The following is a 4,040-nucleotide window of genomic DNA, read 5'->3' as shown; positions in this document are numbered from 1 at the left end:
GCGCCCTGGCTGCTGCACCGGCACGAAAAGCTCTGGCGCGATCCCAACGCCTTCATCCCGCAGCGTTTCATCACGGACGGAGCGCCCGACCGTTTCGCCTATCTGCCGTTCGGCGTCGGCGCGCGGGTCTGCATCGGGGCGCACTTTGCGCTGGTGGAAGCCACATTGGCGCTGGCCAAGCTGATCGGCGCGTTTCGGGTCGAACTCGCCGACGAGACGCCGGTCATGCCGACCGCTGTCGTCACCACGCAACCGGACCGCTCGCCGCCGTTTCTGATCACACCTCGTTGACCGCACTTGCGGTTGCGGCAGGCGGTCGCATTTATGTACCGATATGCAAAATATTGACGGGCAGATTTTGGTTCTGAAGGACGCTGCCGAGCCGGCGATTGCGGATGCGATCGGGCGACTCATCGAGAGCGGTCGGGATCACGAGCTCAACCGCATCAATGTGCTGGATTTTTCCAGCCGGAACGGCTTCGATGAGGAGCGGGTGATCTCCACCTTTCTCCACGCCTCCAGGCTTGGCCTGTTCGATCTCACCTGGAATGTGCTTTGTCCGGGCTGCGGCGGCGTGCTCGATGCGCACACCACGCTGAAATCGCTGCGCAGCGACGATTACCATTGCGGGCTGTGCGCCTGCGGCTACCAGGCCTCGGTCGACGAGCAGGTCGAAGTGGCTTTCACGATCTCTCCGCGCGTGCGGAGGATCGGCGCCCATGATCCGCACAGCCTGCCGCTGTGGGATTATTACCGGCAGATGTTCTGGAGTTCCGGCATCGATCTCGACGAGACGTCACTAAAAACCCTCACCGAGGATGTCACGCTGCGCGCGGTCGAGTTGCCTGCTGGCGAGAAGACCACGCTGTCGCTCGATCTGCCGGCGGAGTTCATTATCATCTTCGAACCAGTGACGCACGCCGCGCGCTTCATCGACGTGCAGGGCGAGCGGGCCGACGCGCCGCAGCAGCTCAGCCTGTCCTACAAGAAGCAGCCCGGTCCGGTCGAGACCGTGACGTTGCGGCCGGGGCCGCTCGAACTCTCGCTCGACAACCAGGCGGGCGTGCGGGTCCTGCCCACGGTGCTGATTGCCGCCGAGGGGCTTCACCTCCTGATCGGCAAGCGCAAGCCGTTCCTCACCGCCAAGCGGATGCTGTCCAACCAGACCTTTCGCGATGTCTTCAAGGCCGACAATCTCGACATCGACCAGCGGCTGAAGATCACCTCGCTGACCTTCCTGTTCACCGATCTCAAGGGCTCGACCGCGCTCTATGAGCGGGTCGGCGATCTCGCCGCCTTCGACCTGGTGCGCGCCCATTTCCATGCGCTGCTCGACATCATCGGTTCGGAAAAGGGCGCGGTCGTCAAGACGATCGGCGATGCCGTGATGGCGACCTTCGTCCGCCCGGAGCATGCGCTGATCGCGGGCCTGCGGATGCGCGCCGCGATGGACAAGCTGAATGAAAAGCGCGGCACCCGCGATCTGGTCGTCAAGATCGGCATTCACGAAGGCCCTTGCCTCGCGGTGATGCTGAACGAGCGGCAGGATTATTTCGGCCAGACCGTCAATATCGCTGCGCGCGTGCAAAGCCTCTCGACCTCACAGGAAATCCACATCACCGGCCCCGTGATCGACGCGCCGGGGGTTGCCACCATCCTGGAGAAGGAGGCGATCAGGCCGATCCAGAAGCACGCCGCGCTACGCGGCATCGCCGACAAGGTTCTGGTCTACGAGATCCCCTGATACCGCAGCTATCGCAACGGCCGTTTGCGTCGGTCATTCCGGGACGGCTCGAAGAGCCGGACCCGGAATCTCGAGATTCTCAGGTGCGCAATTGCGCACCATAGTTCGCGCTTGGCGCGCCCCGGAATGACTTGGCGATGATGGCGAACAATTAACCTCGCGCCGTCCTTCTGGCCGATTGTACGCACGCGCCTTTCAACTCATATATCCGTCGTCACCAGGTGCTAGAAATCCGGCACCGCTTTCAACTCGATCGATTTCGGCAGGAAACTCATGCTCGACGGACTGCGCCAATTCATAGCAGATGTGGTTTCTCCCCAGTCCCACCAGGATCGCGGGTTCGACGATCGGGGATACCGCCTGGCGGCGACGGCGCTGCTGATTCATGTCATTTCATTGGATGGCGAGCCTTCCGATGTCGAGAAGCGCAAGCTTCACGCCCTTATCGAGGCGAGCTTTGGATTAGATCCCGGGACCGCCGACCGGCTGATCGCCGAGGCGACGCTGGTCGAAGGCGAAGCCGTCGACCTCTATCATTTCACCAGCGTCATCATGCGCGAGGTCGACGAGGCCGGGCGTCTGCGCATCATCGAGATGATGTGGGAACTGGTCTATGCCGACGGCGAGGTCACCGAATTCGAGGACAATGTGGTGTGGCGAGCCGCCGACCTGCTGGCGGTATCCGCGCGCGACCGGATCGATCTAAAGCACCGCGTCGCCGCGCAGCTTGGAGCTGCGGCGCCCACCAAATAGCGGATACGGCCTCGAACCCATCAACCATCATGGGAGGAGCGAGCCTGCGGCAGGGTAGCGCGGTCGCACAACGGGCGCCTTGCCGGCGACAGAAAAGAATAGAAACAATTCGCCCGCCATTCGCGATGGCCGAGATGACGAAACTTTAATGTGCGGTGGATCACCGCAATCAAGCGAAGTAAGTCATAAAGCGCCGCTGTTCATATTTGGAAGGACGCCCTCACGATGCTCCCGCGCGCGCTGACTTGCATGCGACCGCGCTGCCGCGATCTGCTCGCCCGCGCCGCCGGGCCCGCAGGCGATTGATTTCAGAGCCTTTGACCGTGACCGAACGTGTAACGCTGATTACCGGTGCTTCCGCGGGGATCGGCGCCGAGTTGGCGCGTGTCTTTGCGGCCAACGGTCATCGCGTTGCGATCAGCGGCCGGCGTGAGGACCGCCTGGCGGCTTTGGCCAATGAAATCACCGCATCCGGCAAAGCGGCGCCGATAGTCATTCCCTGCGATCTCGAACAAGCCGGCGCGACCGACCAGGTCGCGGCCGCCCTGTCGGCGGCGGGCGTCGAGGTCGAGTATATCGTCAACAACGCCGGCTTCGGCCTGTTCGGCCCGTCGAACAAGCTCGATCGTGCCGCCCAGCTCGGCATGATCGCCGTCAACGTGCAGGCCCTAACCGATCTGTCGCTTCGCTTCTCCGACAGCGTGATTCGCCACCGCGGCGGCATCCTCAATGTTGCGTCGGTGGCCGGCTTCCTGCCCGGGCCGGGAATGGCGGTGTATTACGCCTCCAAGGCCTATGTGCTGTCGTTCACGGAGGCTCTGCGCGGGGAGCTCGCGCCGTACGGCGTGCGGGTGACGGCGCTCTGTCCCGGACCCGTCCCCTCCGAGTTTCAGACCCGGGCCGGGATCAAGCCCGGCATCGACTCGGCGGTCCTGAATGTCTCGCCCGTCGATGTCGCCAAGGAGGCCTATCGCGGCCTGATGGCCAACCGACGCGCCGTGCTGCCGGGTTTCGGGGTCAAGATGGTACCATTCCTGCTGCGATTTTTTCCACGCGGCTTCATCCTCGCGGCAGTTGGCCGTCTCCAGCTCGGCAAGCGCTGATCGGGCCACTGCCCCATCTCAGGGCGCGGTCTGCGATGGCGACATTCGAATATCGTGTGGCGTCGATGCAAGCGGTTTGGCCCCATCCTTGCTTTTCATCAAGGCGGCCAACACACGCGATGTTAACCTTTGCTTAGCTATGATTGCCATGCGATGACAATGCAACTGCCCAGGATGTCCAGTCGCGCAGGCGCGGTGGACCCCGCGCCGCGGCGGTCGGTCGGCGAGCCTGCGGCCCTGCTGCCGGTTCTCATGGTCCTGCACCAGGAAACATCGAGCCCCGGCCGCGTCGGCAATGCCTTGCGCGCGCTCGGGCACGATCTCGACATCCGCCGTCCGCGCTTCGGCGATTCGCTTCCCGAGACGCTCGAAGGGCACGCCGGTGCCGTCATTTTCGGCGGACCGATGAGCGCCAATGATGCCGACGATTACATCCACCG

The 4,040-nt window shown here is 63.4% G+C and carries 4 protein-coding genes and 1 pseudogene; all 5 read left to right on the top strand.

The window, feature by feature from the left end; all coding sequences use genetic code 11:
- A partial coding sequence (locus tag JOZ76_RS07990; RefSeq protein WP_291698086.1) for a cytochrome P450 occupies window positions 1-291 on the top strand: 291 nt, incomplete at its 5' end.
- A gap of 43 nt (window positions 292-334) precedes the next feature.
- On the top strand, window positions 335-1,744 hold the full coding sequence (locus JOZ76_RS07985; RefSeq protein WP_291698085.1) for an adenylate/guanylate cyclase domain-containing protein: 1,410 nt from the start codon (window positions 335-337) through the stop codon (window positions 1,742-1,744).
- A gap of 273 nt (window positions 1,745-2,017) precedes the next feature.
- Window positions 2,018-2,497, top strand: a complete 480-nt coding sequence (locus JOZ76_RS07980; protein WP_291698084.1) for a TerB family tellurite resistance protein — start codon at window positions 2,018-2,020, stop codon at window positions 2,495-2,497.
- Between the two features lie 323 nt (window positions 2,498-2,820).
- Window positions 2,821-3,600, top strand: coding sequence for an SDR family NAD(P)-dependent oxidoreductase (locus tag JOZ76_RS07975; protein ID WP_291698083.1), 780 nt, complete (start codon window positions 2,821-2,823; stop codon window positions 3,598-3,600).
- A 174-nt stretch (window positions 3,601-3,774) separates the two neighbouring features.
- Window positions 3,775-4,040: pseudogene (locus JOZ76_RS07970) on the top strand (glutamine amidotransferase); the annotation flags it as partial.

It is taken from the genome of Bradyrhizobium sp. (assembly GCF_019244115.1).
Taxonomy (GTDB): domain Bacteria; phylum Pseudomonadota; class Alphaproteobacteria; order Rhizobiales; family Xanthobacteraceae; genus Bradyrhizobium.
Note: the sequence above shows the minus strand (reverse complement) of the source record. Positions and strands in the feature narration are given on the sequence as shown.

What these genes read in the sequence shown, in the direction of transcription:
- JOZ76_RS07985 (WP_291698085.1), top strand. Translation starts at nt 335, where the DNA reads ATGCAAAATATTGACGGGCAGATTTTGGTTCTGAAGGACGCTGCCGAG.
- JOZ76_RS07980 (WP_291698084.1), top strand. Translation starts at nt 2,018, where the DNA reads ATGCTCGACGGACTGCGCCAATTCATAGCAGATGTGGTTTCTCCCCAG.